Consider the following 4771-nt stretch of genomic DNA (forward strand, 5'->3'; position numbering starts at 1 on the left):
TGGCCGTGGGCGGCAACTACGATATCGGCTCGGTGCAGACGGGCGAGCACAAGGTGGTCGAGCGCGCCAATGGCATCTCGAACACCAACGTTAACCAGACGACCGGCAGCAGTGTGACGGTCGGTGGCGTCTCGCAGATCGGCGTAACCGGCGGCCTGACCGCAACGGGCGCGAATATCAACCTGGCGGGCGGCGGCACGGTCGTGGCGGGTGGCGACGTGACGCTCCAGGCGGCCACCGCGACCTCCACCGTCGACAGTAACAGCGCGACCAGCGATCACAACGGCCACTATAGCGATTCGCTGCACACTTCCACCGACACGCTGACGGCAACGACGCTCAATTCCGGTAACTCACTGACCGTTGCATCGGGCAATAACATCAACGTCACCGGCAGCACGGTCAACCTCGACCAGGGGACCGCAACGCTGGCGGCAGCGAACAACGTCAACATCGGCGCGGCCACGGCAACCTATGTCGATAACTCGACGTACACGGGCACCCATAGCCATGTGCTCAGCAGCAAGGAGGTCGCAAGCACGCGCGACACGACGGCCACCGTGAGCCAGGGCAGCCTGATTTCTGCGGATGCGGTGACGATTTCGAGTGGCAAGGACATCAACGTGGCGGGCAGTACGGTTGTGGGGACGAACGATGTCGCCCTGAGTGCTGCGCGTGATGTGAACATCACGACGACGCAGGACACCATGCAGTCGTCGGGCAGCTATCAGGAAAAGCATTCGGGCCTGGGGGCAAGCGGCCTGAGTGTCACGGTCGGCACGAACAAGCTCGCCACGACAGACCAGGAGTCGAGCGTCACGAACAACGGGAGCGTGGTCGGCTCGCTGAATGGCAATCTCTCGATTCAGGCGGGCAATACCCTGCATGTCACCGGTAGCGACCTCGTCGCAGCGCAGAACGTAACGGGTGCGGCGGAGAGCGTCATTATCGACTCCGCGACCGATGCCAGCCACACAAGCCAGACCCAGAAGACCAGCAGCAGCGGTCTGACGATTGGCCTCTCGGGCAGCATCGGCGATGCGATCAACGGCGCGTATGCGCAGGGCCAGGCGCTCGCGAGCGGCGATAGCAACGGTCGCGCTGAGGCGCTGCATGCGATTGCAGCGGGCGGTGATGCGGCGCTGGCCGGCTATGGCGCTTACCAGATGGCGAAGACCGGCATATCGAGCGCAGCCAACGCGCCGAGCATTGGCATACAGGTCAGTGTCGGTTCGAGCCATAGCCAGAGCCAGTCGTCCGAAGACCAGACGATCCAGCGCGGCTCGACTGTCCTGGCGGGCGGCACCGCTGCTTTGGCGGCAACGGGCAACGATACGGCGGGTAGTGGCAACCTGACTATCGCGGGTTCGAACGTCAGCGCGAACGATGTCGTCCTCGCCGCGAAGAATCAGGTGAATATCGTCAATACGACGAATACCGACGTCACCCAAAGCTCGAATTCATCGTCGGGTTCGAGCGTCGGTGTCTCGATCGGCACGAACGGCGTCGGTGTTTCTGCCTCCATGCAGAACGCGCACGGCGACGGCAACAGCAACGCGGCGATCCAGAACGCCTCAAATGTCAATGGTGCGAACAGTGTGACCGTGATCTCGGGCGGCGATACGAACCTCATCGGCTCGCAGGTCAATGGCGGACAGGTGACGGCGAGCGTCGGCGGCAATTTGAACATCCAGAGCGTGCAGGACATCACGCAAAGCAATGCCCATCAGTCAAGTACGGGGGGTGGGTTCAGCATCAGTCAGGCGGGCGGCAGCGTGAGCTTCAGCGCGCAGAACGGACACGGCGATGGAACTTACGCGCAGGTGAACGAGCAGGCGGGTATCAATGCGGGCAGTGGTGGATTCGATGTCAACGTCAAGGGCAATACGGATCTGAAGGGTGCGGTGATTTCCAGCACGGCGGATGCGTCGCAGAACAGCCTGTCCACCGGCACGCTAACTTTCAGCGATATCCAGAACCAGTCGCACTACAGCGCGAACAGCAACGGGATCAGTGCGGGAGTGGGTATCCAGAACACTGGCAAGGCGCTAGGGTCAGGTTCGGTGAGTGGTGCGCCCGCCATATCGCCGATGATCTCGCAGAGTGAGCGCGGCGATTCGAGCGCGACCACGCGCAGCGCAGTCAGCGCGGGCTCGATCAACATTACGAACCAGGCCGCGCAGACGCAGGATGTGGAGAGCCTGAGCCGCGACACGACGAACACCAATGGCAAGGTGTCCAGCACTCCGGACGTGCAGAACCTGCTGAACGAGCAGGCCGACACAATGCAGGCCGCGCAGGCGGCGGGTCAGGTGGTGGCGCAGGGTATCGGGATGTACGCCGAATCAAAGCAGCAGACGGCCCAGGATGCGGCGAATGCCGCAACGAAGGCAGCGATGGCTGCGACCGACCCAGACCTACAGGCGGCTGATCTGGCGCTTGCCCAACAGTACCAGGCCGAGGCCGATTCGTGGGCCGAAGGGGGCGACAACCGGACAGCTCTGCATATTGTGGGTGGCGCGCTGATCGGCGGCCTGGGTGGTGGAACGGTATTCAGCACGATCGGAGGTGCGGCCGGTGCGGGAGTGGCCGCGAAGATGGCCGAACAACTGGACCAGATATCCAAGGGTGTGGAATCGGCAACGGGTTCAGAGCTGCTGGGCAACCTGGCCGCGAACGTGGTAGCGGGGCTGGGCGGTGCGCTGGTCGGAGGAACAGCGGGTGCTGCCACGGCATCGAATGTCGAGTTGTACAACCAGGCCCTGCACAGGAAAAAGAATGATCTGCTTACGCAGGTGTGTAGTGGCTTGAGTCCGTGCAGTGAATCTCAGGTGATGGCGGTGATCAATGCACAAGGGGCGAATGCGGAGGCGTCGCCAATCAATGCGATCGGACCAAATTATTTAACTGTAGGCTCGGGATCGCTTTCGGCCAGCGGCAGTGTCGCTATGAACCTATATGATGGTACGACCTATCTTTCGGGCGGCGTAGTGCAAAGTAACCCACGGTCGATCACGGTCATGCCAGGTTTGGTCGGTGCATTTGGGTGGATATTTGGAGCGAATGATGCTGCATCCACCAATTCTTTTTTGACCGGCAGCGGAACCCAAGCGTATATTTCTGTTCCGACTCCAATAGACGCAAATGCGTATATAGCGATTACACATTCTTATGGAGGGAGTACTGCGCTGGAATTGGGTATTGCGGCACCTGGGAAAATATCATATGGCTATGCCCCATTTAGCAATGCAGCTCCTGTGACTAACCCTAAAAAATAGGATTTTATATGGTTGCGCCCGGTGGGCCTGATGAGGAAACCTGGTCGAAAATGAGCAAGGGATCGCGGAGAACGTATTTGATCATCGTGATCATATTTTGGATTGTATTTTTTGGATTATTGATAAAGAGATCGGCATTTGGTTAGGTTGTTTATGAAATTGCAAATCCTTCGAGCGATCCGTCTGCAAACGCCGCAACCGGCGCCGCCTCATACGGCGCCGGTACGGCGGCACAAACATTCATGCCCGGTTGGGTTGGCGACATCACAAACCACATCATTCAGATCTTGTCGGGTCCGGCTCAAACGGCGGTCCAGAATGCAGGCAAGAAATGAGTAACCTTGGCGAAACTCGATGAACATCATATCTACCCCGTTCGAACTGATTAGCCGTGGTGGCTCAAGTGCCGTTTCGGGGGTGCTACTTCTAGCAGTGGAGTGTCTGATAGTTTTATTAGCCATTCTAGTCATCCGCCGCCTCGCCATTTTTTCAGGAACAAAAGAAGTGAGAGTTCGTGGGCGTGCTATACGGAAATACGTGATCCCCGAGCGCCGTGAATGGCAAGGGAAAGCATATGTCACCGTGCCCGAAAAAAAGACGCTCGAAATAGACGTCGAGAATCACTCTATGCAGTTCTCACCGGTCCCGTGGAAATATGAGCGGGTTCGCGAAGGCGATGAAATCGATGTTGCTCTCCAAAGAAGCCGTTTCGGCGGTGAGATACGAATTCTCGATATAGGGCCATTCTGATATGGCGCAATTGGCTTGCGGCATCTGGCCGTTGATCGAGCACGGCATCGCGCAGTACGTGAAGGAACACGAACGCAAGCCTTACGCGCTCATCTACTATGACCAAAGCATCCCGGACTGGACGCTGCCGTTCGGCGATGTGCCGTTTGTCGGCTCCAATCCAGGCGGCTACCAGGCCGCGCCTGCCGATATCCGCACCTACGCGCTGCCCAGCTACGAATCGACGTTTGTAGCGGGCGGCACGATTTCCGGTACAGGCGTCAGTATCAACAACACGGCGGGCAATGCGGGCGTTCCCTCGCTCGGCCTGGTCCCCGGGCAGTCGGTGGGCGGGGTCAACGCAGGCGGGGTGAGCGGCAGCGCGGATGGTTCGGCCGCGGTCGGGACGTCAGCGATCCAGGGCAGCGCGGGCGGCTCGAACACGGGGGCCACGTCAGCGGTCCAGGGCAGCGCGGACAGCCCGGACTCCGCCGCGGCCTCGGTCAGCGGCTCAACAGGACTCACCAGTCCGGTCATCGCGAGCGCGACGGCGGTCAATGTCCTGAGCAACCTGACGATCCCGCAGGGCGGTCTGTTCAGACCGGCTACCGCACCGAACGCGCAGTACCTGATCGAGACGAATCCGGCCTTCACGAGCCAGAAATCGTTCATCTCAAGCGACTACTATCTCCAGCAGCTCGGGCTGAATCCGCAGACCACGGAAAAGCGCCTCGGCGACGGCCTGTACGAACAGCAGCTCGTGC

2 protein-coding genes and 1 pseudogene are annotated in these 4771 nt (G+C 60.0%); all 3 read left to right on the top strand.

The genetic code is table 11. The annotated features are described in order from the left end of the window. Positions 1-3278 (top strand): hemagglutinin repeat-containing protein (locus D1Y85_RS26770; protein ID WP_185219141.1); only part of this gene is annotated, 3278 nt, incomplete at its 5' end. A 354-nt stretch (positions 3279-3632) separates the two neighbouring features. Then, positions 3633-4028, top strand: coding sequence for a hypothetical protein (locus tag D1Y85_RS26775; protein ID WP_124154087.1), 396 nt, complete (start codon positions 3633-3635; stop codon positions 4026-4028). Between the two features lie 97 nt (positions 4029-4125). After that, positions 4126-4771, top strand: a pseudogene (locus tag D1Y85_RS26780) (hypothetical protein); the annotation flags it as partial.

It is taken from the genome of Paraburkholderia dinghuensis (assembly GCF_003837865.1).
Lineage (GTDB): Bacteria > Pseudomonadota > Gammaproteobacteria > Burkholderiales > Burkholderiaceae > Paraburkholderia > Paraburkholderia dinghuensis.

Coding starts and splice junctions, on each gene's coding strand:
- D1Y85_RS26775 (WP_124154087.1), top strand. CDS start 3,633: ATGAACATCATATCTACCCCGTTCGAACTGATTAGCCGTGGTGGCTCA.